The 24417-nt window shown below is 60.9% G+C and carries 23 protein-coding genes; 14 read left to right on the forward strand and 9 right to left on the reverse strand.

The genetic code is table 11. From position 1 onward, the window contains the following. Nucleotides 1-4 precede the first annotated feature (4 nt). The 4 genes from MOV61_RS06470 to MOV61_RS06485 all read left to right on the forward strand — a co-directional run bounded on the left by MOV61_RS06470 (nucleotide 5) and on the right by MOV61_RS06485 (nucleotide 4500). Nucleotides 5-1138, forward strand: a complete 1134-nt coding sequence (locus MOV61_RS06470; RefSeq protein ID WP_247135994.1) for a Gfo/Idh/MocA family protein — start codon at nucleotides 5-7, stop codon at nucleotides 1136-1138. A 68-nt stretch (nucleotides 1139-1206) separates the two neighbouring features. After that, complete coding sequence (gene mgrA, locus MOV61_RS06475; RefSeq protein WP_247135995.1) at nucleotides 1207-2250, forward strand: L-glyceraldehyde 3-phosphate reductase; 1044 nt, start codon at nucleotides 1207-1209, stop codon at nucleotides 2248-2250. Nucleotides 2251-2428: 178 nt separating this feature from the next. Beyond that, nucleotides 2429-4042, forward strand: coding sequence for a glycoside hydrolase family 43 protein (locus tag MOV61_RS06480; protein ID WP_247135996.1), 1614 nt, complete (start codon nucleotides 2429-2431; stop codon nucleotides 4040-4042). A 125-nt stretch (nucleotides 4043-4167) separates the two neighbouring features. After that, nucleotides 4168-4500, forward strand: coding sequence for an RcnB family protein (locus MOV61_RS06485; RefSeq protein ID WP_247034551.1), 333 nt, complete (start codon nucleotides 4168-4170; stop codon nucleotides 4498-4500). A 96-nt stretch (nucleotides 4501-4596) separates the two neighbouring features. Here the strand turns inward: MOV61_RS06485 and MOV61_RS06490 are convergent, their stop codons facing one another. Then, nucleotides 4597-5598, reverse strand: a complete 1002-nt coding sequence (locus tag MOV61_RS06490; protein WP_247135997.1) for a zinc ABC transporter substrate-binding protein — start codon at nucleotides 5596-5598, stop codon at nucleotides 4597-4599. Between the two features lie 95 nt (nucleotides 5599-5693). On the opposite strand from MOV61_RS06490, the gene MOV61_RS06495 reads away from it, so the two are divergent. From MOV61_RS06495 to MOV61_RS06505, 3 genes are read left to right on the forward strand one after another with little or no spacing between them, the layout of a single operon-like run. Next, the gene (locus MOV61_RS06495) at nucleotides 5694-6599 is read left to right on the forward strand and encodes a metal ABC transporter ATP-binding protein (protein ID WP_247135998.1); all 906 of its coding nucleotides are present in this window, start codon (nucleotides 5694-5696) and stop codon (nucleotides 6597-6599) included. Next, on the forward strand, nucleotides 6592-7416 hold the full coding sequence (gene znuB / locus MOV61_RS06500) for a zinc ABC transporter permease subunit ZnuB (RefSeq protein WP_247136027.1): 825 nt from the start codon (nucleotides 6592-6594) through the stop codon (nucleotides 7414-7416). Before MOV61_RS06495 ends, znuB begins: the two co-directional genes overlap by 8 nt. After that, entirely contained in the window at nucleotides 7416-7856 is a 441-nt protein-coding gene (locus MOV61_RS06505) for a Fur family transcriptional regulator (RefSeq protein WP_038549247.1), read from the forward strand. The genes znuB and MOV61_RS06505 overlap by 1 nt, the downstream gene beginning before the upstream one ends. Here the strand turns inward: MOV61_RS06505 and MOV61_RS06510 are convergent. After that, nucleotides 7853-8380 carry a gamma carbonic anhydrase family protein gene (locus MOV61_RS06510; protein WP_247135999.1) on the reverse strand — a complete coding sequence of 176 codons (528 nt, stop codon included), beginning with the start codon at nucleotides 8378-8380 and terminating at the stop codon, nucleotides 7853-7855. The two genes, MOV61_RS06505 and MOV61_RS06510, sit on opposite strands and share 4 nt — an antisense overlap. A 24-nt stretch (nucleotides 8381-8404) precedes the next feature. Beyond that, a complete protein-coding gene (locus MOV61_RS06515; protein ID WP_247136000.1) occupies nucleotides 8405-9091 on the reverse strand; it encodes a fumarylacetoacetate hydrolase family protein in 687 nt (228 codons plus the stop codon). A gap of 357 nt (nucleotides 9092-9448) precedes the next feature. Between MOV61_RS06515 and MOV61_RS06520 the strand changes: the two genes are divergently transcribed. Beyond that, complete coding sequence (locus MOV61_RS06520) at nucleotides 9449-13282, forward strand: ATP-binding protein (protein WP_247136001.1); 3834 nt, start codon at nucleotides 9449-9451, stop codon at nucleotides 13280-13282. 16 nt (nucleotides 13283-13298) lie between these two features. Here the strand turns inward: MOV61_RS06520 and MOV61_RS06525 are convergent, their stop codons facing one another. Both MOV61_RS06525 and MOV61_RS06530 read right to left on the reverse strand, forming a co-directional pair. Further along, entirely contained in the window at nucleotides 13299-14303 is a 1005-nt protein-coding gene (locus tag MOV61_RS06525; protein WP_038543227.1) for an inorganic phosphate transporter, read from the reverse strand. Beyond that, entirely contained in the window at nucleotides 14303-14947 is a 645-nt protein-coding gene (locus MOV61_RS06530; RefSeq protein ID WP_038543225.1) for a DUF47 domain-containing protein, read from the reverse strand. Before MOV61_RS06530 ends, MOV61_RS06525 begins: the two co-directional genes overlap by 1 nt. 91 nt (nucleotides 14948-15038) lie before the next feature. On the opposite strand from MOV61_RS06530, the gene MOV61_RS06535 reads away from it, so the two are divergent. Next, a complete protein-coding gene (locus tag MOV61_RS06535) occupies nucleotides 15039-15572 on the forward strand; it encodes an NUDIX hydrolase (RefSeq protein WP_038549243.1) in 534 nt (177 codons plus the stop codon). Here the strand turns inward: MOV61_RS06535 and MOV61_RS06540 are convergent. Together MOV61_RS06540 and MOV61_RS06545 are read right to left on the reverse strand one after the other, a co-directional pair. Further along, nucleotides 15569-17248 carry a Na/Pi cotransporter family protein gene (locus MOV61_RS06540; protein ID WP_247136002.1) on the reverse strand — a complete coding sequence of 560 codons (1680 nt, stop codon included), beginning with the start codon at nucleotides 17246-17248 and terminating at the stop codon, nucleotides 15569-15571. The genes MOV61_RS06535 and MOV61_RS06540 overlap by 4 nt on opposite strands. 257 nt (nucleotides 17249-17505) lie before the next feature. Next, nucleotides 17506-18807 (reverse strand): MFS transporter, encoded by a 1302-nt coding sequence (locus tag MOV61_RS06545; RefSeq protein WP_247136028.1) that lies wholly within the window; start codon nucleotides 18805-18807, stop codon nucleotides 17506-17508. A gap of 190 nt (nucleotides 18808-18997) precedes the next feature. On the opposite strand from MOV61_RS06545, the gene MOV61_RS06550 reads away from it, so the two are divergent. From MOV61_RS06550 to MOV61_RS06560, 3 genes are all read left to right on the forward strand, one after another. Further along, entirely contained in the window at nucleotides 18998-19888 is an 891-nt protein-coding gene (locus MOV61_RS06550) for a LysR family transcriptional regulator (RefSeq protein WP_247136029.1), read from the forward strand. A gap of 167 nt (nucleotides 19889-20055) precedes the next feature. Continuing rightward, entirely contained in the window at nucleotides 20056-20499 is a 444-nt protein-coding gene (locus MOV61_RS06555) for an SRPBCC family protein (protein WP_247136003.1), read from the forward strand. A gap of 173 nt (nucleotides 20500-20672) precedes the next feature. Beyond that, nucleotides 20673-20975, forward strand: coding sequence for a hypothetical protein (locus MOV61_RS06560; RefSeq protein ID WP_247034537.1), 303 nt, complete (start codon nucleotides 20673-20675; stop codon nucleotides 20973-20975). A 206-nt stretch (nucleotides 20976-21181) separates the two neighbouring features. Here MOV61_RS06560 and MOV61_RS06565 read toward each other — a convergent pair whose 3' ends face one another. Both MOV61_RS06565 and MOV61_RS06570 read right to left on the reverse strand, forming a co-directional pair. Next, complete coding sequence (locus MOV61_RS06565; protein WP_258718803.1) at nucleotides 21182-22234, reverse strand: cytochrome c; 1053 nt, start codon at nucleotides 22232-22234, stop codon at nucleotides 21182-21184. A 59-nt stretch (nucleotides 22235-22293) separates the two neighbouring features. Beyond that, on the reverse strand, nucleotides 22294-22512 hold the full coding sequence (locus MOV61_RS06570) for a hypothetical protein (protein WP_247136005.1): 219 nt from the start codon (nucleotides 22510-22512) through the stop codon (nucleotides 22294-22296). 165 nt (nucleotides 22513-22677) lie between these two features. Here MOV61_RS06570 and MOV61_RS06575 point away from each other — a divergent pair, with 165 nt between their 5' ends. Beyond that, nucleotides 22678-23205: a DUF4142 domain-containing protein gene (locus MOV61_RS06575; RefSeq protein WP_038543195.1), complete on the forward strand. Its 528-nt coding sequence runs from the start codon at nucleotides 22678-22680 to the stop codon at nucleotides 23203-23205. 151 nt (nucleotides 23206-23356) lie between these two features. Next, a complete protein-coding gene (locus MOV61_RS06580) occupies nucleotides 23357-24406 on the forward strand; it encodes an AI-2E family transporter (protein ID WP_038543193.1) in 1050 nt (349 codons plus the stop codon). The last annotated feature ends 11 nt before the right edge of the window (nucleotides 24407-24417 follow it).

The following is a 24417-nucleotide window of genomic DNA, read 5'->3' on the forward strand; positions in this document are numbered from 1 at the left end:
TTCCATGCCCAAGGAACTTGGCGTCGGCATCATGGGATGCGGCAATATTTCTACCACTTACTTCAAACTGTCGCCGCTCTTCAAAGGCCTGAAGGTTCTCGCCTGCGCGGATCTCAACGAGCATGCGGCCGAAATGCGCGCCGAGGAATACGGCGTCAAGGCACAGTCGATCGAGCAGATGCTTGCCAATGACGAGCTCGACGTGATCGTCAACCTGACCATACCGGCGGCGCATTTCGCCGTCTCCAAGGCGATCCTCGAAGCCGGCAAGCACGTCTACTCGGAAAAGCCGCTGGTCATCACGCTGGAGGAAGGCAAGGCGCTGCAGGCGCTCGCCAAGGAGAAGGGTCTGTCGGTCGGTTGCGCGCCGGACACTTTCCTCGGCGGTGCGCACCAACTCGCCCGCAAATATATCGACGAAGGCGGCGTCGGGCGCATCACGTCGGGCACCTGCCACGTGATGAGCCCGGGCATGGAGATGTGGCATCCCAATCCCGGCTTCTTCTTCCTCGAAGGCGGTGGGCCGATCCTCGATCTCGGACCCTATTACATCGCCAACCTCATCAACTTCCTCGGTCCGGTGAAGCGGGTCGGGGCACTGACATCGATGGCGAACCCGACCCGCCTCGTCACTAGCGAACCGCTGAAGGGCCAGGTGATCCCGGTCGAGACGCCGACCAACATCCATGCGCTGCTCGAATTCGTCAACGGCGCGACGATCACGCTGTCGGCAAGCTGGGATGTCTGGTCGCACCGCCACGCCAATATGGAGCTTTACGGCACCGAGGGCTCGATCTTCGTGCCCGATCCGAACTTTTTCGGCGGCACTGTCGAGGCGAGCGGACGCAACAAGGATATCCAGCCGCTGGACCCTTGGGATCATCCGTTCGGAATCAACAACCAGGAACATCCGCAGGGACCACGAGCCAACTACCGCACAGCTGGTCTCGCGGACATGGCGATGGCGCTGATCGAAGGCCGCGATGCGCGCTGCTCGCTGGAGCGCACGCTCCACGGCGTCGACGTGATGACCTCGATCCTGAAATCCGGCGAGGAAGGGCGGTTCATCGAGCTTTCGACCACCTGCACCCAGCCGGCGGCGCTCGGCATCGACGAGGCGCTGGCGCTTCTGCGCTGATCGGCTATGAATGCGGCGCGCACCGCTTGAGACATGGGCGCGCCGCATTTCATTCGGAGGAAACGACCATGACCTGGCAACCAGCGTCCAACCGCTACGAAACCATGAAATACAACCGCTGCGGCCGTTCGGGACTAAAACTCCCGGCGATCTCGCTCGGCCTCTGGCACAATTTCGGCGACGACACGCCGCATGAACGCAAGGTCGCGATCACTCGCAAGGCCTTCGATCTTGGCATCACCCATTTCGATCTCGCCAACAACTATGGCCCGCTGCCCGGCAGCGCCGAAACCGCCTTCGGCCAAATCCTGCGCGAGGATTTCAAGGGGTATCGCGACGAACTGATCATCTCGTCGAAGGCCGGCTACAACATGTGGCCGGGTCCTTATGGCGAATGGGGCAGCCGCAAATACCTGATCTCTTCCTGCGACCAGAGCCTGAAGCGGATGGGTCTCGACTATGTCGACATCTTCTATTCGCATCGCTTCGACCCGGATACGCCCCTCGAAGAGACATGCGGCGCGCTCGATCACATCGTCCGCTCGGGCAGGGCGCTTTATGTCGGTATCTCGTCTTACAATTCGAAGCGCACCCAGGAAGCAACCACGATCCTGAAGGAACTCGGCACGCCTGTTCTCATCCACCAGCCGAGCTATTCGATGATCAACCGCTGGGTCGAGGAAGATGGGCTGCTCGATACTCTGGAAGACCTCGGCATCGGCTCGATCGTCTTTTCGCCGCTGGCGCAAGGCATGCTGACCTCGAAATATCTCGGCGGCATTCCGGAAGACAGCCGTGCTGCGCAGGGCAAGTCGCTGCGGCCTGCCTTCCTGAACGACCGAAACATCGCCAACCTCAAGGCGCTCAACGCAATCGCCGAAAAGCGGGGCCAGACGCTGGCGCAGATGGCGCTCGCATGGGTCCTGCGCGGCGGCCGCGTGACCACGGCGCTGATCGGCGCCAGCCGTCCGGAACAGGTCGAGGACTGCGTCAAGTCGCTGGACAATCTGGAGTTCACGGCGGCTGAACTCGCCGAGATCGACACCTATGCAAAGGATGCCGACATCAACCTCTGGGCCAAATCGGCCGAGCGGGCAGGGCCGGCGCGGTAAGGGAAGGGCGGCTTCGAGCTGCCCCTCATCCCCTTGCAGTGACCTTCTCCCCGTTCTGATGGGGAGAAGGGAGATGTGGCACGGCCGGCGCTCCGAAGTCCTTCTCCCCGCAAGCGGGGAGAAGGTGGCGGCAGCCGGACGAGGGGCAAGGACACAGTTTCTATTTTGCGAGGAGAACATGATCCACAACCCCATCCTGCCGGGCTTCAATCCTGATCCGTCCATCTGCCGCGTCGGCGAGGATTACTATATCGCCACCTCCACCTTCGAATGGTATCCGGGCGTGCAGATCCATCATTCGCGCGACCTGGTGAACTGGACGCTCAAGCGCCGGCCGCTGGAGCGGGCAAGCCAACTCGATATGCGCGGCAATCCCGACAGCTGCGGCATCTGGGCGCCCTGCCTTTCCTATTCCGACGGGCTGTTTTTCCTGGTCTATACGGACGTCAAACGCTTCGATGGCAATTTCAAGGACGCCCACAACTACATCGTCACCTCGCCAACCATTGAGGGCGAATGGTCCGATCCGGTCTATGTGAACTCCTCCGGGTTCGATCCGACGCTCTTCCATGACGACGACGGCCGCAAGTGGTTCCTCAACATGCAATGGAACCACCGCACCGAGAGTTACGGCGGCGCGCCGAAACATCCGGCCTTTGACGGCATCCTGCTGCAGGAGTGGGATTTCGAGACGAGGGCGCTCAAGGGTCCGATCAAAAACATATTCGCCGGCAGCCCGCTCGGCCTAGTCGAGGGCCCGCATGTGTTCAAGCGCAACGGCTGGTACTATCTGACGACTGCCGAGGGTGGCACAGGGTACGACCATGCCGTCACCATGGCGCGCGCGCGTTCGATCGACGGGCCGTATGAGATGCATCCGCAGACGCATCTCATCACCTCGAAAGACCATCCGAAAGCCGTTCTGCAGCGAGCCGGCCATGGCCAGTACGTCGAAACGCCGGAAGGCGAAGCGTACCATACCCATCTCTGCGGCCGGCCGCTGGCCCCACAACGCCGCTGCACGCTCGGCCGCGAAACGGCGATCCAGAAATGCATCTGGGAGGACGACTGGCTCTATCTCGCCCAGGGCGGCGTCGTGCCCGATGTCGACGTGCCGGCACCGGGCAACGTCACGCATATTGAACAGCCTGTCCGCATGGAGTGCTCATTCGACGACAAGGTCCTGCCGCTGGAATTCCAGTGGCTGCGTACGCCTCATCCGGAACGGTTGTTCAGCCTGACCGAGCGTCCCGGTCACTTGCGTCTTTTCGGCCGCGAAAGCATCGGATCCTGGTTCGAACAATCGCTCGTCGCCCGCCGGCAGGAACACCATTCCTTCCGCGCCGAGACGGTGGTCGACTTCTCACCCGAGACGTATCAGCAGGTCGCGGGCCTGACGCACTATTACAATCGCCACAAGTTCCATTCGCTGGTGGTGACCCTGCACGAGAAGCTTGGCCGTGTGGTGACGATCTTCTCCTGCCCGGGCGACTTCCCGCATGGGCGCATGAGCTTTCCGGCAGGGAGCGGCGTTTCCGTACCCGACGGCCCGGTACATCTCACCATGGAGATCCGCGACCACGACCTGCAATTCTTCTGGCGCGCCGGCGGCTCCAACGATTGGCAGGAACTTGGTCCGGTGCTCGATGCCGGCGTCATCTCTGACGAGGGTGGCCGCGGCGAACACGGCTCCTTCACCGGCGCATTTGTTGGCCTCTTCGCCTTCGACACGTCGGGACGGGCGAAGGCTGCGGATTTCGACTATTTCGTTTATGAGGCGCTAGTTCAGTAAATTCTAAATATCAGGAAGTCAGCGGAACGCATTAATTTCATTACGAAAACGTAATGCGTCAATTCAGCTACGGTTCATCGTTTGGGTCCTAGTTTCCGAGCGTGGTCAACACGAGGAAACACCCAATGAAAAAGTTCTTTGCAATTCTTCTTTCCGCAACCGTGCTTGCCGCTCCACTTGCGGCCCAGGCGCAGGATCGTCATTCGCCTCCGGAGCGGACCAAGACCGTGACTCGCACGGTGACGATTCAGAAGAAGGTCGTGGTCGTAAAGCCGCGCTGGTCCAGGGGCCATCGCATGACGACTGCCGAGCGTCGCCGCATGGCGGAAATCCGCGACTATCGCCGTTACCGCCTGTCGGCTCCGCCGCGCGGTTATCACTGGGTCAAGGTCGACAACGATTTCCTGCTGGTCGGCATTGCGAGCGGCGTGATCTCGAGTTTCATCGTGGCTCGCTGAGAAAGATCGGCCTGCGGGGGTATTTGCCTTCCCTCCCGCAGGCCTCGCACGTTCGCCGCTACGCGTATCGGCGGTCGCACTTTTCGTGGCCCGACCTTACGTCCCCTGCGACAGGCAATTCTTCATGGAGCTCGCGAGCCCACGCATCAGCTCGAAATAAAGGCCGGGACCGGGCTTCAGCGTCGCTGCTTCCGGGTCGAGTGTTCCTGAACGGGCAGGCGTGCCTTCCGTCACCACTGCCACCAGCTTCGGCTCGAACTGGGGTTCTGCGAAGACGCAGGTGGCGCCGAGTTCCTTCACCTTCTTCTGGATCTGGCCGACGCGTTCGGCGCCGGGCATGGTCTCGGGGCTGACGGTGATCGAACCCGCGACGCTCACCCCATAACGATGCTCGAAATATTGATAAGCATCATGGAAGACGATGAAGGGCTTGTCCTTGACCGGCGCGATCGTGGCCTTGAGCTCGCTATCAAGCGTGTCGAGATCCTTCATCAGCGCAGCGCCATTCGCCTGATAAGTGGCGGCATTCGCCGGGTCGGCGCCGACCAGCGTCTTTTCGATTTCCGCAGCCATCGCCTTGGCATTCATCGGGTCGAGCCAGAGATGCGTGTCGAAACCGCCATGCCCGTCGTGCTCGTGTTCGGCATGGTTTTCGGCGGCATGGTCGTCATCACCGTGCTCATGGTCGCCATGTTCATGTGCGTCCTCGGCCTCATGTCCGTGATCGTGTGCCTCGAAGGCGCCGCTCTCGCGCAAGGGCAGTTTTTGCAATCCGGGTGCATCCTCCAGCTCGATCACCGTTGCCGAGGCCGCCAGCGCATCCAGCGGCTTTTCAAGGAAGGCCTCGATACCGGGGCCGATCCAGAAGATCACGTCGGCGCTTTCGATGGCCGCGGCATTGGAGGGTTTCAGCGAGAATGTATGGGGCGAGGCGGCGCCATCGACGATCAGTTTCGGCTCGCCGACACCCTTCATAATCGAGGCGACGAGCGAGTGGATCGGCTTGATCGAAACCACCACGTCCGGTGTCGCCAAGCCTTGGCCTGCACCCACGAAAAATGCCGCGGCGGAGAGGAGGAAGATCGAAGCCAGTTTCATGCTGCGTCCTTGTATTCCATAGTAATGTTATTACATCAATTGCGTTATGCTATAACGTGTGTCATAGCCACTGACAACAGGGAATCCGGAAAAACATGCTGATGTCCAATCGGCCTCGCGCCCCAAGAACCGAAAGCCAATTGGTATCGCTTGCCAATGCCGGCATTCGCCGCGATGGCCGCTGGCTGGTGCGGGGCGTCGATTTCTCGATCCGGCGCGGCGAGGTGGTCACGCTGATCGGTCCGAATGGCGCCGGCAAGTCGACGACAGCAAAGCTTGCGATCGGGGTGCTGCGCCCGGACGAAGGATCGGTCTCGAGATTGCCCGGCCTGCGCGTTGGGTATGTGCCGCAGAAACTGGCGATCGACTGGACGATGCCGCTTTCCGTGCGTCGGCTGATGCGGCTGACCGGCCCGCTTGATGACACCGATCTTCTGGCGGCGCTGGCCTCGACCGGCATCTCCCATCTCATCGACGCCGAGGTCCGGCATCTCTCCGGCGGGGAGTTCCAGCGGGCGCTGCTGGCCCGGGCGATCGCTCGCAAGCCGGATCTGATGGTGCTCGACGAGCCGGTGCAGGGCGTCGATTTTGCCGGCGAGAGTGCGCTTTACGACCTGATCCGCTCGATCCGGACGACGACCGGCTGCGGTATCCTGATGATCTCGCACGACCTGCATATGGTGATGGCCGGCACCGACACCGTCATCTGCCTCAACGGCCATGTCTGCTGCCGCGGTACACCGGAAGTGGTGAGCCAGAGCGCCGATTACCTGAAACTCTTCGGCAATTCGCGTTCGCTGGCGGTCTACAGCCATCACCACGATCACACCCATCTGCCGGACGGCCGGGTCATGCATGGCGACGGTTCGGTCACCGATCACTGCCATCCCGATGACGGACACCATCATGGGGACGCCGACGCCGGCGCGGATGATCACGACCATTCGCATCACCACCACCATGGCGATCATGCCGAGGCGAAGGGAGACGATCGTGCTTGACGACTTCTTTACCCGCGCCCTCATTGCCGGCATCGGCGTTGCGCTGACAGCCGGTCCGCTCGGCTGTTTTGTGGTCTGGCGGCGGATGGCCTATTTCGGCGACACGATGGCGCATTCGGCGCTGCTCGGGGTGGCGCTGTCGCTGTTCTTCCAGATCAACCTGCTGATCGCCGTCTTCGGCGTTGCGGTCGTCGTCTCGCTGCTGCTTCTGGCGCTTCAGCGGCGGCAATCGCTCTCGGCGGATGCGCTGCTTGGCATTCTCTCCCATTCGGCTTTGGCGATCGGCCTCGTGCTTGTCGCGTTCATGACCTGGGTCAGGATCGACCTCATCGCCTTCCTGTTCGGCGATATCCTGGCCGTGACGCGCACCGATATCGCGCTGATCTGGGGCGGCGGGGTACTGGTGCTGGCGGCGCTCGCCTGGCTCTGGCGGCCGCTGATCGCGTCCACGGTCAGTGAGGATGTGGCAGAAGCTGAGGGTATGAAGCCGGCGCAGACGCGGCTGCTCTTCATGCTTCTGATGGCGCTCGTCATCGCCATCGCGATGAAGATCGTCGGCATCATGCTGATCACCGCGCTTCTGATCATTCCGGCCGCAACTGCGCGGCGGTTCTCGGCAAGCCCGGAGCTGATGGCAGTGCTCGCCTCGCTGATCGGCGCGCTCGCCGTGGTCGGCGGCCTGTTCGGCTCACTGCACTACGATACGCCGTCCGGCCCTTCCATTGTGGTCGCGGCGCTCTTACTTTTCATTGTAAGCCTGCTTCCCGCAGCGGGTAAAAACACGGCCGAAAAGGCTGGCAACCAAGGAGTGCGATAATGAACGCACCAGTTTCGACACCGACATCCGCTCCGGCGCTGACCAAGAACCAGTCGCTCGTCTTCGACGTTCTAGACCGCGCCGATGCGCCGATGAGCGCCTATACGATCCTCGACCGGCTGCGCGACCACGGGTTTCGTGCGCCGCTGCAGGTCTACCGGGCGCTCGACAAGCTTTTGGAATTCGGCATGGTGCATCGGCTCGAAAGCCTCAACGCCTTCGTCGCCTGCGCCCACCCAGAAAGCGAATGCTGCGGCAAGGGGCATGGCCATGGGCACGGCACGGTCGCATTTGCGATCTGCGAAAGCTGCGGCCATGTCTCGGAATTTCACGACCACGAGGTCGATCATCGCTTAAGCGACTGGGCAAAGAGCAAAAACTTCAAGCCTGCCAAGACGACCATTGAGATCCGCGGGCTGTGCGGCGCCTGCGCCGCCTAAAGAAGCCGAAGGTCGCGGGCGAACCGCTTCCAGTTGGCGACGTAGCGGACCGCCGACTGTTTCAGCTTCTCGACCGCCTCGTCGTCGAGCGTCCGAGTGACTTTCGCAGGCGACCCGACGATGAGGGAGTTGTCGGGAAACTCCTTGCCCTCGGTGACCAGGGCATTGGCACCGACCAGGCAGTTCCTGCCGATCTTCGCGCCGTTCAGGATCGTCGCACCCATACCAACCAATGAATTGTCGCCGATCACGCAGCCATGGATGATTGCATGGTGGCCGATCGTGCAGTTTTCGCCGATCGTTACCGGATAACGCGGATCGGTATGGATCATCACGCCTTCCTGGATGTTCGAGCCTTTGCCGACGATGATCGGCTCGTTGTCGCCGCGCAGCACCGAGCCGAACCAGATGCCGACATCCTCGCCGAGGTCGACCTTGCCGATGATGGTCGCGTCCGGGGCAAGCCAGAAACGGTCGGGGCCGGGCGTTTTCGGTTCGAATTCTCCGAGTGCGTAGATCGGCATGGTTTCCTCCCGGTCGCGGTTTCGTCAGGCGACCGTCAGCGACAGCGTTCCGACGCCGTCGATGCCGCAGGTGACCTTGTCGCCACGCACCACGGCGCCGACGCCCGCCGGCGTGCCGGTCATGATCACGTCGCCGGGGGCGAGGACGAACAGTTTCGACAGTTCGGCGATGATCTCCGGCAGTTTCCAGATCAGTTGATTGAGGTCGCCGGACTGTTTTCGCGCGCCGTTGACGTCGAGCCAGACCGCGCCTGCTTGCGGATGACCGATCTTTTCGGCCGGGACGAGGGCGGAGACGGGGGCCGATTTCTCGAAGGCCTTGGCGGCCTCCCACGGACGGCTCATCTTCTTGGCGACATCCTGCAGGTCGCGGCGGGTGAAGTCGATGCCGACGGCATACCCGTAGACGTTGGACAGCGCGTCTCCGACCGAAATATCGGCACCGCCGCCGGACAGCGCCACGACCAGTTCCACTTCGTGGTGGACGCTGGAGGAGAGCGGCGGGTAGGGGAAGGTCTCGCCGTTATAGATGTTGTCGGCATTCTTCTGGAAAAAGAACGGCGGCTCGCGGGTCGGGTCGCCGCCCATCTCGATCGCGTGGTCGGCATAGTTGCGGCCGACGCAATAGACCCGGCGCACCGGAAAGCGCTCCGCCACTCCCTCGACCGGCAGAAGAACGGTTTCGGGCATGGGGATCACGGTCGCGAGCATGGAAGACATCCTGAGAAAACTGTGGGCACGGGTCGATAAAGACGGTGCCCTTTGTCTCCCAATTCGCCGATTAATCCTAGCACTTTTTCAAGACCGCAGGAAAAGCTTGCGCCCGGCGGAGGGAGGTTTAGTGAAGCGCAATTTCAACCCTTGATAGTTCATGCTAGATTATTTCAGTGATTCGTTGAATAAACCGGCCGGGTCTTTCGGCGGCCAAACTCGTCAATAATAGTGCCCCGGATCCGCGGCATCCAAGCGGGCCTCACGAACACAGTTGGATATTACAACGGCTGAGCTGCGGGGCTCATTGTATCGAGCGTCAGGTTCCCGAGCCGGTGCCAGAATGGGGCTAACTGGTTGTCGACACAGCAGATACTCACCGGCGACTTCCTGGCGGGCGGTGGCGAAATGGCCGAGCTCGTCCGAACAAAGGACTGGAGCGACACACCGCTGGGGCCGATCGGTCGATGGCCTCAAAGCCTCAGGACAACCGTCAGTCTTTGTCTCGCCTCGAATTTTCCGATCAACGTGATCTGGGGCGCCGAAAACACCCAGATCTACAACGACGGGTATCGCACCGTGTGCGGCTCGGCTCATCCCCGCGCGCTCGGGGAGGATTACAGCGTCACCTGGTCAAGCGCCTGGCCGGCGATCGGCGAGCCATTTCGTCAGGCGCGCCAGGGAGATACGTCATTCCTCGAAAACCAGCGGATGTTTCTGACCCGCAACGGCTATCTTGAGGAAACGTTCTTTACCTTCTCGCTTTCGCCGATCCGGGACGAGACCGGCGAGATCGGCGGCTTGTTCCATCCGGTGACGGAGACGACGGCGACCATGCTGTCGGAACGGCGAACCCGCGCACTCCGGGATTTGAACGCCAGTCTGGCTTTGGCGGAAGACATGGACGACCTGTCGCGACGCGTCGTTGAAGTCCTTGCACAGTTCGAATTCGATCTGCCGCTTGTTCTTCTCTACCATTTGTCTTCGGATGGGAGCAGTTATGGGCTTGCAGCGCAGTATGGTCTGCCGTCTCGACGTATCGCATCGATGGCCACAATCGACGCGCACTCGAATGCCCCATGGCCGATGGAAAGGGCACTGACGACAGGCGGCCCTCTGGGGGTCAACGGTCTTTCCGAATTCTTCGAGGGTGCGGGGTCTTATGATGAGCCTCCCGATCGGGCGCTCCTTCTTCCCATCGCCGTCCCCGGCCTGGATCTGCCTCCGGTCTTCGTGGTGGCCGGCGCCTCGCCACGCCTGCCTTTCGACGATAGCTATATGGGCTTCTACGAACTGCTTGCGACCGCTATTTCCGCCGCGGTCAGCGCAGTGCGGGCACGTACCGACGAGCGGCGGCGGGCCGAAGCGCTGGCGGAAATCGATCGCAGCAAGACCATGTTCTTTTCGAACGTCAGCCATGAGTTCCGTACACCGTTGACGCTGATGCTGGGGCCGCTCGCCGACGTGCTTCAGCAGCCGGACGGGCTTTCTGTCGATGACAGGCAGCGAATTGTTGTTGCCCAGCGCAATGGTCAACGGCTGTTGAAACTGGTCAATACGCTCTTGGACTTTTCGAGGATCGAGGCGCAGCGTGTGCAGGCCTCCTTCGAACCGATCGATATCGGCAGCCTGACCGCAGAACTGGCATCGAATTTCCGATCCGCGATCGAACAAGCCGGGCTGAGATTGGTTATCGAAGTCGCGGACTTGCCCCAGCCGGTCTATCTCGACCGGGATCTGTGGGAGAAGATCGTCCTGAACCTGCTTTCCAACGCGTTCAAATTCACGTTCGAGGGCGAGATACGCATCAGCGTGAGGTTGTCGGACGACGGGGAACGGGTCGAAATCGAAATACGCGACACCGGTACGGGGATTGCGGCCGAGGAGTTGCCGCGCCTGTTCGAGCGTTTTCACCGCATCGAGGGCGCCAAAGGAAGATCATTCGAGGGCTCCGGCATCGGGCTCGCGCTGGTGCAGGAACTGGTGCATCTTCAGGGTGGGGAAATCCGAGCCGAAAGCCGGCTTGGCGAAGGCACGTCCTTCTCGATCTCGATACCGTTCGGAAAGGCGCACATCCCTTCGGAGCAGATGCGAATGTCCCAGCCGGTCGAGAGCAATACCGGTAGACGCCAGGCTTTCGTCGACGAAGCGATGTCATGGCTTGCGGCGGGCGATGCCACGGGGGCCGCTTCGATATTGCCAGCTGCGAGCAGGGAGATGGCCGAAACGCTCGCTCCGACGGGGCATGTCCTTCTGGCGGACGACAATGCCGATATGCGTGCCTATGTGGAGCGGCTGCTGTCGACATCCGGCTTTACGGTCGAGACGGTGGCTGATGGCGAGGCGGCGCTTAACGCAGCGCGCCTCAGGCGACCCGACCTCATCGTTTCCGACGTGATGATGCCGGGGCTCGACGGGTTTGGCCTGCTGTCGAGGATACGGGCCGACGACAATCTCCGGGATCTGCCCCTCATCCTGCTTTCCGCCCGAGCCGGCGAAGAGGCGAGGCTGGAGGGGATTCGTGCCGGTGCCGATGACTATCTTGTGAAGCCCTTTTCAGCTCGGGAACTGGTCGGGCGAATTTCTGCGTCCATCAGGCTGTCGCGCGATCGGCGCGAGGCGCTTCTGAAGGAAAATGCTGCGCGCCTGGAAGAGCTGAATGGGGATCTGGAGCGCCGCGTCCTGGAACATTCGCGAGAGCGGGGACGGACGTGGAAATATAGCCCGGACCTGCTGTCGGTGATCGATTTTCAGACCGGCCTATTCGAAAAGACCAATCCCGCCTGGGAGAAGACCCTTGGTTTGAAAGAGGAGGAGCTCCTGGGCACGCCGTTGCGGGCGCTCCTTCATCCGGACGACGTCGTCGCCAGCGAAACTGCGTTTCAGGCGGCGCAAAGCGGCATGCCCGTGCTTCACTTCGAAAACCGATGCCGGACCCGCGAGGGTGACCATCGCTGGCTCTCCTGGGTGGCTGTCGTCGTCGATGACAAGCTCTATTCCAGCGCCCGTGACGTCACCGAGCAGAGAAGACGCGACGACGAGCTGAGAAAAACGCAGGAAACGCTGCGCCAGGCCCAGAAGATGGAAGTGATCGGCCAGCTCACCGGCGGGGTCGCGCATGATTTCAACAACCTCCTGATGGTGATCTCCGGTGGATTGGATGTCCTCGACAAACGCGACGATCCGGCGCGGCGGGAGCGCATCAAAAGCGGCATGCTACAGGCGGTCAATCGCGGAGCGTCGCTCACCAGGCAATTGCTGACCTTTGCCCGGCGGCAGCCATTGAAACCGCAGCCGATCGATCTTCGCCACCAGGTTTCCGAGATGCGCGAACTTCTCGACAGGACCCTTAGCGGAGACATCAGCATCGATGTCGACGTCGATATGGGAGTGTGGCCGGTACAGGCCGATCCGGCCGAACTCGAGCTCGTCCTCCTGAACCTTTGCGTCAATGCGCGCGATGCGATGCCAGATGGCGGGACGATCATCATCAGCGCGTCCAACTCCGTCGTCGATGCGTCGGGGCAAAGGGGCGACGTGGTGAAGATCACCGTTGCCGATAGCGGGATGGGAATGCAGCCCGAGGTTCTCAAGCGGGTGTTCGAACCGTTTTTCACCACGAAGGACATCGGCAAGGGATCGGGATTGGGTCTTGCGCAAGTTTATGGTTTCGTCGAGGCCTCCGGCGGATCGGTCGAGATCAACAGCGAACCGGGCGTCGGAACAGCTGTAGACCTCTGGCTTCCCCGGTCGATCGAAGCGTCATTGGGGGCGACCGGCAACCATTCGTCCCGAGCCCAGGGGGACGCCGACAGGAGCGTCGCCGGAAAAATCTTGGTCGTGGAAGACGACGACAGCGTCGCTATGCTGGTCAACGACATGCTCGACCAACTTGGCTATTCCGTGACCCGCGTCGATGGGGCCGCCGCCGCGTTGAGCGTGCTCGCGTCCGATGCCGAGCCGGACTTGATGTTTTCCGACATCATGATGCCTGGCGGCATCAATGGTGTCGATCTCGCCAAGGAGGTCAAGCAAAGGCATCCAAAACTGCCGATCCTGCTCACATCGGGTTATGCGGACGTGCTCAAGAGCGCTGCGACCGCGGAAGGCGTGGAGATTTTGCCAAAACCCTACAGTCTGCGGCAGCTTTCGGAGGCTCTTCGGGCAACGATCCCGGATGCCCGCGAATAACGCGGGCCAGGTGCGATTATTGCAGCAGGTTCGCGAGGCTGTAGAACGCCGCCGATATCGCGGCAGTTGCCGGCATCGTCACGATCCAGGCGATCACGATGTTGCCGGCGAGACCCCAGCGTACCGCCGAAACCCGCCTTGCGGCGCCGACGCCGACGATCGCTCCGGTGATCGTATGTGTCGTCGAGACGGGAATGCCGAGCCAGGTCGCTCCGAACAGTGTCAGCGCTCCGCCAGTCTCGGCGCAGAAACCTTGCATCGGGTTGAGCCTGGTGATCTTCGAGCCCATGGTGTGGACGATCCGCCACCCCCCGAAGAGCGTGCCGAGAGCCATTGCCGACTGGCAGGAGATCACCACCCAGAAGGGCACGTAGAACGTGGAACCGAGATATCCCTGGCTGAACAGAAGCACTGCGATGATGCCCATCGTTTTCTGTGCGTCATTGCCGCCGTGGCCGAGGGAGTAAAGCGAAGCGGAGATGAACTGCATCGTGCGAAATGTCCGATCCACCGCGAACGGCGTTTGCCGGACGAAAAGCCAGGAAATCAGGAGCACAAGCAGCAAGGCAAGCAGGAAGCCGATGGCCGGCGATAGGAAAATCGCTCCGACCGTCTTCCCGAGACCGCTCCAGACAATCGAGCTGAAACCAACTTTTGCCAGGCCGGCTCCCACCAGACCGCCGACAAGCGCATGCGACGAACTGGACGGAATTCCGAAGATCCAGGTGACAATATTCCAGATGATCGCTCCCATGAGGGCGGCAAAGATCACCTGCGGCGAAACGATCGCAGGATCGATAATGCCTGTGCCGAGCGTTTCCGCCACATGCAGGCCGAAGAAAAGGAAAGCGATGAAATTGAAGAAGGCCGCCCAGGCAACCGCATATTGCGGTCGCAGGACGCGGGTCGAGACGATCGTCGCGATCGAATTGGCCGCGTCATGAAGGCCATTGAGAAAATCGAAGAACAGAGCGACGGCGATCAGGCCGAAGAGAAGTGGCAAGGCGAGAGAGGTATCCATCAAACGTTCTCGATGACAATGCCGCTGATCTCGTTGGCGACATCCTCGAAACGGTCGACGACCTTTTCCAGTTCGCCGTAGATCTCGCTACCGATCATGTAGGCCATCGCGTTACCGCTCGCCCCGTGACGTCGGTACAGGTCCTTCAAACCCTGGTCATGAAGGTCGTCCGACCGGCCTTCAACGCGGGTAACCTCCTCGGCGATGGCTGCAAGACGGTGGGCGTTGGAGCCGACCTTGTTAAGAAGGGGGATCGCTTCCGAAATGAGGTTCGCCGCCTTGACGATTTCGCCACCCATCTGCTGCATGAGCGGGTCGAAGCCGGCCTGCTCGAACAACCGGATCGTCTTGACCGTCTTGTGCATCATGTCGATCGCGTCATCCATAGACTGGATCAGATCCTTGATGTCGCCGCGATCGAAGGGGGTGATGAAGCTCCGCCGGACGGCAAGAAGAACGTCCCGAGTGATATCGTCGGCCTCATTCTCCAATGTGACGATCAGCTCGCAGTTTTTCTCGACCTCATTGCCTTTGAGGAGTTGATCAAGCGCGTGGGCCGCTGCGACGACGGTCTTCGAATGCTTTGAAAACATTTCGAAGAATTTGTCTTCTCGTGGCATCAGCTTACGAAAAATACTCATCATGCCATGCGACCTTCCCGGCTGACTGTCATAAATGTGTCATAAACACGCTCAGGCAATTGAAGCAACAAGCAAAATCGACAGTTTGACCGACATGAAATCTGCAAAGAAGACCACGAAGCCTCGGCCGGACAAGTCACAGACGCTGCTCAAGCAGCTTGCGGTCGTTCCCGACAGGCTGTTCGCCGGGGCGTTTCGCCAACAATATGGCGCCTTGTGCTTTCGGTATCGGAAGGACGGGTCTGGCATCGAAGTCCTGGTGATCACGTCGCGAGAGGCTGGACGCTGGGTTATCCCCAAAGGATGGCCGATGAAGGGGAAAAAGCCGTTCGAAGCGGCGGCGACCGAAGCCTGGGAAGAAGCAGGCGTGAGCGGGGCGGCGAAAAAGAAGCCGGTCGGCCACTATACCTATCTGAAAGAACTCGACGACGGCAATGTGGCTCCGTGTATTGTGGACGTGTTCCAGATCGAAGTCACGGAGGTCCGAAGTGGCTTCAAGGAACAGGGGCAACGCGTTCTCGAATGGGTCAGCCCCGACGAAGCGGCACGACGCGTTCGCGAGATCGAATTGAAGTCGCTGCTCGTGGAATTTAAGCCGCAGGGCCGCAAGAAGCGCAATCGCGGCTAATTCTGAACCGGGTCGGCGGCGCTCTGGTGGATGGTCCTGCTCTGCAGCAGTTCGCCTTGCCGTTCCAAGACCGGATAGGCCGTGGCTGCAACGAGATGCGAATTGATCTGCTTGAAATCCCGCAACAGGTCCAGGTGCAGGGAGGTGCTCTCCGCCGTATCGACATCGCCATTGCGCAGCCGCTTGAAATGAGCGTTGGTCCCATCGCGTTCCGCCCGTCGGAAGACGATCTTTTCGTCGGCGAGCATGCGCGCGACGCGCTCGTCCTGAGACATGAACAGGGCGGCGGCGGTGCGCAGATTGGTGGAGAGACGGTCCAGCAGACTGTTGAGCTCAAGCTGCCCCTCTTTTGAAAAGGTCATGCCTCGGCGCAACCTTTTGGCAAGATGGGGAAGCACGTTCTGGTCGAGGACGTCGCCTGCGTGCTCCAGGCCGGTCGAGAACAGCAGAATTTCGTCAAGCCGTCTCCGGTCGCTGTCGCTGAACTCTTCGGGATCGATGGACGTGAGATACCGTTTGACTGCCGTGTTCAGGCGGTCGAGGACATTGTCCTTTTCTCGCAACTGCGACAGGGCGCGGCGATCGGTGCTCGTCAGCGCGGACTTCGTTCCCGCCAGCATCTCCTCCAGCACGTCGACCAGCCGCAGGACTTCCCGCGCCGCCGCCTGCAGCGCCACGACCGGCGTTTCCTTGGCGGATGGATCGAGATATCGCGGCTGGCCGGGATCGCTCTCGTCTATCCGCTGCGGCATCAGCCGGACGAGCGCATTTGCAAAGGGCGTGAGGAGCGGCATGAAGACGACCGCGACCACGAGATTGAAGGCGGTGTGGAAATTGGCGACCAACCGAGCGCCATCGCTCTCGATCTGTACCAACAGGGAGGTAATCGGGGAGAGGAGTGCAAGCGCCGCCAGAACGCCCATGATCCGGGTGATCAGGTTGCCGATCGGAAGCCGCTTGGCCGAAAGATCGTTGCCGGACTGTCCCTCGACGACCGGATTGATCGCCGTCCCGAGATTGGCGCCGAGGGTCAGCGCGAAAGCCTGATAGGGATCGATCAGCCCTTGGGCCGAAAGCGACATGACGAGCAGGACCACCGCAACGCTCGAATGGGCTGCCCAGGTCAGTGCGGCGGCAAGCAGAAGGCTGAGGAGGGGGGTGGTCGATATGGCTGAAAGAACCGCAGAGAAGGCCGGTGTGCCGGCATATTGCGTCAGTACTTCGAGCAGTTGATGCAGGGCAAGCAGCATGAAGCCGAGGCCGATAAATACGCGGCCAAGATCATGGACCTGCGGATTTTGCGTGCGGCGGAACATCAGGACGCCCAGCAATATCAGAGCCGGCGATGCGGCGGCGACGTCAAAGGACAGAACCTGGACGATGAGCGTACTGCCGACATTGGCGCCCAGCATGACCGCAAGCGCGGGGACAAGAGCAACCAGCCCCTCGGCCGCGAACCCCGATGCCATCAGTCCGGTCGCCGTGCTGCTCTGGAGAATTGCCGTGACGCCCATTCCGGACAAAAAGGCTTTCATCCGATTGTTCAGTGCGCGACCGAGAAACGACCGGAGGCTCGGCCCGAAAGCACGCTGGATGCCCGTCTGCACCATCCGCGTCCCCCAGAGAAGAAGCGCTATATGTCCGGCAAGGGTAACGATCGCAATGATGAAGGGCATGGCATTCTCGTAAAATCAGTCGGATGGGAAAGCCGGACAAGTGCCGCCAGATATTAGCCAGCTAATATAGTCGCCGGATTCTATTGCTTTTTCAAGGCTCTGATCTGGCTGTTTGACCGGTCGGGGCCGCCCCCTGCGGGACTGCCCGACTAAGCCTGTTCCTGGCACATTTCGAAGGCGGGCGATCTTCCACCTGCGACCCATTGCGGTCGCTCACCGTTCAACGCTGCATTCTCCTTTTGTAAGCACTCGGTGCCTTATTCAACCACCTCGAAGCGGACGCGGCTCAGGCTGACCAGGCCGGAGACAATCGCGCAGATGCCGGCCAGAACGAGCGCGATATTCGGTGCGCTCGATAGAGGCATGGTCTGGAAAATGATCGACATGGAGATACCGCCAAAGGTTTGGCCGAGTAGTCGTGCCGTGCCTTGCATGGCGCCCGCGGCACCGCTGCGCGTTTTCGGTGCTGACAGAAGCAGGGTTCGGTTATTCGGCGTCTGGAACAGACCGAAACCGATTCCCGCGAGGACGGTGCCGGCCAAAAAGGCAATTCCTCTTGGATCGGGAGGAGAGAGACCGGCGATGAGGAGACCTGCGGCCAACAACCCGCCGCCGGAAGCGCAGAGCCACGCCGTCTTGACGCGATTGGCCAGCCACCCTGAAATCGGCGCGGCGACGATCGTCGCGGCGGGCCAAGGTATCATATAAAGGCCCGCCAGCACCGGTGTCATATGCAGGGTGTGCTGAAGGTAGAACGGCAGGGCGACATAGCTGAGCATCTGGCCGGTAAAACACGACACCGATGCGATGATCGCAAGCCGGAAGGCTGGCCTGGCCAAAAGGTCGGTCGGAACAATCGGCGTCTCGTTCTTGCGTTCAAGGCGCAGCAGCGCCCATAGGCACAGGATGGAACCGACGATCAGGATCGAGCCGCTGACCGGCTCGCTGGCTATCCGGTCCGCACCGGAGAAGAACAATATGAACATCAGCGTGTTGGCGATCAATACGGCAGCATTCAGGTGCCGCTTCACCCCTGGCAGGTGACCCAGAAAGCCGCCACACAAAAGGACGATGAGGCCCAGCGGCACATTGACGGCAAATAACCAGGGCCAATCGGCGACGGAAAGGATTGCTCCGGCAACACCTGGCCCTGCGGCGGAAGAAATCGCGATGATCATCGCATTGAGGCCGATAATGGTTCCGAACAGCCGGTGCGGCACGGCAAAGCGCAGGTTCATCATGCCCAGGGCCATGATCGCGCCTGCACCCAGCCCTTGCGCAAATCGGGAAGCCACGAGAACGGGAAGATTTCCGGCAAGAGCGCATGCTGCGGAAGCCACCGTGAAGAGAGCGACGCCGATCAGGAACACACGCCGAGGGCCATGGATTTCGCCCAATGCCCCACAGGGCAGAAGTGCGACAAGCACGGCAAGTTGATAACTTGATACGACCCAGACGGTGTCGCTGGCATCGGCCCCGAGCGAGGCCGCGATCGACGGCAGCGCGACATTGGCGATCGCTCCGTCCAGCACGACGAGCACGAGCGTCGTCAAAAGCACTGCGACCGCCAAGTATCTTCGTGGTGACGTCAAGCCGTCGTGGGCAAGGTTTGCGGGTGAGGTTACGGACATGGGGAAACACCTGTTCGTTGAGCTTTCCTCATCGATATCCGCAGGCTCACATTTGCACCAGACGCAACGCATGCAACTCACTCTTGCGTCAAACGCCATATCTGCTACGTTCGACGCCGTGCCTGATCTCGACTTCAACCTGCTGCTAGCCTTGGATGCATTGCTTCGCGAGCGGAGCGTGTCGGGTGCAGCACGCAGGCTGGGGCTGAGCACATCGGCGATGAGCCGGACACTGTCGAGGTTGAGGACGGCATTGCGTGATCCCATTCTTGTCCCAGCGGGGCGGGCAATGGTCGCGACGCCGCATGCCGAAGCGATTGCCGAGCAGGTGCGGTCGCTGACGATGGCGGTCCAGACCGTGTTGAGTCCCCAGCAGGACATCGACATCCGGGAATTCCAACGCGACTTCACGATCCGTGCCAACGAAGCATTCGTGCTCCTGAACGCCGCTCGCCTCAGTGTTGCGGTCGCGGATGCCGCGCCGGGCATACGGCTGCGCTTCGTGCCGAAGCCGAACAAGGAAATCCAGCCTCTGAGAGATGCCGCGATTGACCTGGATATCGGCGTTATTTCCGGTGATGGCGCGGAGCTGCGCGGCCAAACCCTGTTCGAGGACGTCTTTGTCGGCGTGGCGAGGCTAGGGCACCCTCTTTTCAAAACCACGCCGATAACCGCCGAGCGATATGCAGCGTGCGGACATGTGATCTCCTCCAGACGAGGACATTTTACCGGGCCGGTCGATGAAGCGCTGGCCGAACTGGGCCTCTCGCGAAAGATCAGCCTCGTGGTGCCGAGCTATCCGGCAGTGCTTGCCGTTGCGGCGGCATCCGATCTTGTCGGGTTGGTGCCGCGCTCGTACTGCCAGGCGGGGGGTACAGACCAGACCCAGATGTTCGACCTGCCGGTGGCGACGCCCGGTTTTTCGATCGCGCAGACCTGGCATCCGCGCATGGACGCGGACCCTGCTCACCGCTGGCTGCGAGGATTGATCTTCGAAGCATTCAGGTGACAGCCCGCCGTGGCGGCGATAACCTGCCCTGGCAGGCGAGCTTGGCCCAACCCTGCAGCCGGAACACCCGGATAATTCCTGCGCCAAAAAAATCGATCCGATGTCGGATTGGCAAAATTCCGTTCGTCCTTAGAGTCGTCCACGGCAATTCATAAAGGATCACGACCATGCCGAATACCATAACCCTGCATCGCGTTCTGGCCACCAGCCCGGAGAAGGTCTATCGGGCGTTCATCGAGGCTGACGCACTCGCCAAATGGCTTCCGCCCAACGGCTTTTTGTGCACCGTCCATCACTTTGAACCGACGGTCGGCGGAAAGTTCAAAATGTCCTTCAGGAACTTTACGACGGGCAACAGCCATGCCTTCGGCGGCGAATATCTGGAACTCGTTCCCGGCGAGCGCCTCCGCTACGTCGACAAATTCGACGATCCCAACCTGCCCGGCGAGATGGAAGTCACGGTGACGCTGAAGAAGGTTTCGGTCGGGACCGAGGTCAATATTACCCAGGCAGGGGTGCCGGACGTCATCCCGCCCGAGGCTTGTTATCTCGGTTGGCAGGAGTCGCTGCGGAACCTTGCAAAGGTCGTCGAGCCTGAGATCAACGAATAAGGTATCAGGATCGAATAATCGGCCGTGACCGGATCGCGTCAACGATTTTTCGCGATCCGGCCTCGGCTTTGTTGTCGACTAAAACCGTCCTGCTTCCGGAAATGTGGCTCTTGTTTGCTGGAACCGGAAGCCACGGTCTTGGTTCGGTTCGAGCAGCAACCGAGAGACCTCACATGACCAAGCTCATAGCCACAGCCATCATCGTCACTCTTTTCACGGCCGGCAGCGCGACCGCTCAAACGACACCGAGCCCCGGCAATGCCGCAGGTGGCGCCACGGGAGCCATCGACGGACCGGGCAATACGGGAGACACTGGCGGACCGACCGCCGGCACGGGCGGACCTCTCGACCAGACTCAAACGGGCAGCACCAAGAGCGACACACGCCAGCCGCCGAACAAGTGCGACCCTGCACAGGCAGCCAAGGACAATTCCAGGCCAAATCAAAACAATGCATCCGCCGGCTGCGTGAAGTAAGTCGAGGCACAGCGGCCTTTTCGACCGCCTTCCAGCATCACGTACAGACAAGCTACGGCCGCCATCGGCATTGCGCATGCCGATGGGTACGCCGCTCTGCGATCGAGCCCGGCGAATATTGGTCTGGAACTATCTCAGCTCTGTCTTGTTGACTTTCGAAAGAGAAGAAAGTCATGCAGCAGCCACCGAAAGAACCCGTTCCCGCCTCACATCCTGCAGTGTCGTCCGCAGCCAATCCTGTCCCGTCGATCTTCGAAGAGCCATCTGATCGCCTGCCGGAGGCGGCGACAAATCCGAACCGGCACGGAAAGGCTGCCAGAGCGAAATATACGCGGCAGGATCTCGTAAAAACCTATGGCTTGAGCGCCCAGGAAGCCCAGCGGGTCATCGACCGGTTCGGACCGTTCGCCGCAGAGCTTGATTTCATGCTGGCCGGGAGAGGGCGCCCCAAAAGGCATCGTCGGCAGGATATCGAACGCTCGGCCGAAGACATCGCGTTTGGTTGAGGTGGAGCCCGCTTTGGTGGCCGCCGGAACGAAACCGGTGCCCTCCGGATCGACACCTCCGGCGAACCGCGTCTCGGGCTTAATCGCCCCGAGCGCATTGCGGGCGGAATGGCATTCGGCGCAGTGGCCGAGGGTTTCTACCAAATAGGCGCCGCGGTCGTGGACCGGATCGCCGTTCAGCCGCGCCTCGCTCCGACCGTCCTCGAAAAACAACAGCTTCCACAGACCCAGGCCGCGACGGAAACGGAAAAGGGGAGGCAGGTCGTGCGGTGGCGGGCGGCCTGAAACCGCGGGCAGGGTTTTGAGATAGGCATAGAGATCCTCGACATCCTCGAGGCGCATGCCGGTATAGCTGGAATAAGGGAAGGCCGGATAATAATGCTGGCCTGCCGGGGAGACGCCGGCGATCAGCGCGTTCGCCAAATCGGCGACCGACCACGAGCCTATACCGTCGGTGGCATCAGAGGAAATATTGGGAACCCTGAAGGTTCCGAAGGGAGAGGCGAGCGCCAGACCGCCGCCCAGTTCCAGCGGGTCCGACTGGCCCGGCGTCGCGTGGCAGGCGGCGCAGTTGCCTGCAGCAAATACCAGCCGCCCGTGCGCCGCATTCCCGCTCCGCAACGCCGGATCGTGAGGGTCAAAGCGGGGCACTGCGGCCGTCACCCACCAAAGTCCGAGAAATATGGAGATCACCACTCCGAGGGCCGCTGCTATTAACGAGGCCCACCGTATATCGCCTGTCCCGCCGCGCATGTTCCATCGGGTAACGGCGATAAGCCTGGGTCGGCCTATTTGGACGGCGGAGGATGAGCTCATTCGGACCCCAGCCGCGAAGCGTCTTCCTGTTCCCGCACGTCCTTCAGAAGTTTTTCGCGAGGATTGTCCGAGAGCTTGCGGCGCGTTCTTTCGATCGTTTCGTCGTCCACTTCGACAGGGCGCCCGCTGTCATCGGGCAAACCTTCGGCGGTCTGGCCGATCGGTGCGTCCTTGGGCCTGTCGTTCAGGCCGGTCGTCTGCTTTTCAGTGCTCATTTCAGCCTCCATTGAGCATTCAAACACTCAAGAGGCCGTTTTGTGCCATGGCATTCAGCCTTTCCGGGATCGAAACGAGATTTTCCGCAGGTGTTGGAACAACAGGAGGAATGCGTTGTTCGCGTTGATGCGAAATCGGAATTTGTTGATGGAAAGGAGAGTTTCATGAAGAAGATCGCACTCATGGCTGCCATGGCAATGGTAACGACATCGGCGTTCGCTCAGTCGGCGGCAGAAAAATCAGGCGTCAATTCGCTCGTGGGCGTTGCTCCGAAGACCCAGGATTTCGTGACGGAAGCTGCTACGAGCGACATGTTCGAGATCGAGTCCAGCAAGCTGGCCGCCGAACGGGCCGATGCGCCCACGAAGACGTTCGCGCAGCAGATGATTCAGGACCACCAGAAGACGACGACGGAACTGAAACAGCTCGTCGACGGCGGCAAGGTGAAAGCCAAACTGCCAACCGCGATGACCAGGGCGCAAGGGAGATCACTCAACAAGCTCAAGGGCCTCCAAGGCGCAAAGTTCACCAAGCAATATCATTCGGACCAGGAAGACGCCCACAAAGATGCCGTCGACCTGTTCAAGCGATATGGCAAGGAAGGCGAGAATGCCGACCTGAAGGCATGGGCTGCAAAGACCACGCCTGCGCTCGAACATCATCTGCAGATGGCCAAGGACTTGAACAAGTAGCGGCTATTGCACGGCTTCAGACGACGGCTGCCGCTTATGCGGCGGTCGTGAAACCGTGGACGCAAATTCGACAGGAGGGTAAGAACCGGGAGCCGAGCGCTGCGGCTGCATCTGTGCTACCATCGGCGCAGTCTCGAAGCGGAAAGGTCGCATGCCCCTTCAGCGCATCAGTTTTTATGTGCTTCTGGTCCTTGTGACCATTGCGTTCGTCGCCGTCGTCCTGCCGTTCTACTCGGCGATATTATGGGCCGTCGTCCTCGCCATCATCTTCTTTCCTCTTCACCTGCGTATGGAAGCGCTGCTGGGCGGGCGGAAAAATGCCGCTGCAGCGCTCTCCGTGCTGATCTGCCTTTGCGTCGTCATCATTCCCGGGCTGGTCGTCCTCAGCTCGCTCGTCCAACAGGGGAACCTCCTCTACCAACGTATCGACAACGGCGAGATCGATGTGCGAAGGTTTTTCCAGGAGCTCCAGGAGACGCTCCCCTTGTTCGTCCGCAGTTGGCTCGAACGGATCGAGCTGGATGGCTTCGGTGCATTGCAGGATCGTATCTCCCCGGCGCTGATGCAGGGCGGAGGTTTCTTTGCGGGACGCGCCTTGAGCTTTGGCCAGAACACCTTGCAGTTCTTCGTCACTTTCGGCGTGATGCTCTATCTGCTGTTCTTCGTGTTCCGGGACGGCCAGCTGCTTGCCCGCGCCGTCAGAAAAGCGCTCCCCCTCAGCGACGCGCATACCCTTCGCTTCGCCTCCAAATTCACCGCGGTCATTCATGCGACGGTGCGGGGCAATATCATCATTGCCATCATCCAGGGCTCGATCGGCGGCGTTGCGTTCTGGTTCCTCGGCGTGGAGCCGGCCCTGCTGTGGGGCGTTCTGATGAGTTTCCTGTCGCTGCTGCCGGCAGTCGGCGCCGCTTTGATCTGGATGCCCGCGGCCATCTACCTGGCGCTCGCCGGCTTTTGGCTGAGGGCCATCGTGCTGGTTGCTGTCGGCGCCCTGGTCATCGGCCTTGTGGACAATCTTTTGAGGCCGCCCCTGGTCGGCAGGGAGACCAAGCTTCCCGACTATGTGGTCCTGATTTCCACCGTCGGCGGCATTTCGCTTGTGGGCATCAACGGTTTCGTCATCGGACCGCTGGTTGCCGCCCTCTTCATTGCCGCATGGGGAATATTCGTCGAGGAAGAGGGCACATCGGATGCCTGATGAGGTCAACG

It is taken from the genome of Neorhizobium sp. BETTINA12A (assembly GCF_023006485.1).
GTDB lineage: Bacteria > Pseudomonadota > Alphaproteobacteria > Rhizobiales > Rhizobiaceae > Neorhizobium.